At 50.8% G+C, this 723-nt stretch carries 1 protein-coding gene; it reads left to right on the top strand.

The window, feature by feature from the left end; all coding sequences use genetic code 11:
* Positions 1 to 723, top strand: a 723-nt coding sequence (nagB, locus tag QMM04_RS22895) for a glucosamine-6-phosphate deaminase (RefSeq protein WP_282997184.1), incomplete at both ends; no start/stop codon positions are given.

Raw genomic sequence — 723 nt, 5'->3', positions numbered from 1 at the left:
TTGTTAACCGCATTAACGCGTTTAAGCCTAGCGCAGAACGTCCCTTCGTGCTGGGCTTGCCAACCGGTGGTACGCCACTGGAAGCTTACAAGCACCTGATTGATATGCACAAAGCGGGCCAGGTTAGTTTCAAGCATGTGGTGACGTTCAATATGGATGAATACGTGGGCCTGCCAAAAGAGCATCCGGAAAGCTACCACAGCTTCATGTACCGCAACTTTTTCGATCACGTTGATATTCAACCAGAAAATATCAATCTTCTGAATGGCAATGCGCCAGATATTGACGCAGAATGTCGCCAGTACGAAGAGAAGATTCGCTCTTACGGTAAAATTAATCTGTTTATGGGCGGCGTGGGCAACGACGGACACATTGCCTTTAATGAGCCGGCTTCTTCACTCTCTTCCCGCACCCGCATCAAAACCCTGACGCACGATACCCGCATCGCCAACTCGCGTTTCTTTAACGGCGATGTCGATCAGGTGCCAAAGTACGCTCTGACCGTGGGTGTGGGTACGCTTCTGGATGCCGAAGAAGTGATGATTCTGGTGACGGGCCATCTTAAAGCGCAGGCGTTGCAGGCCGCTGTAGAAGGTAACGTTAATCATATGTGGACCATCAGCTGCCTGCAGCTGCATGCGAAATCTGTGGTGGTGTGTGACGAACCGGCCACCATGGAACTGAAAGTGAAAACCGTGAAATATTTCCGCGAAATGGAAGCGG

Origin of the sequence: Pantoea sp. Pa-EAmG, assembly GCF_030024295.1 — a bacterium.
Taxonomy (GTDB): Bacteria; Pseudomonadota; Gammaproteobacteria; order Enterobacterales; family Enterobacteriaceae; genus Pantoea; species Pantoea dispersa.
Note: the sequence above shows the minus strand (reverse complement) of the source record. Positions and strands in the feature narration are given on the sequence as shown.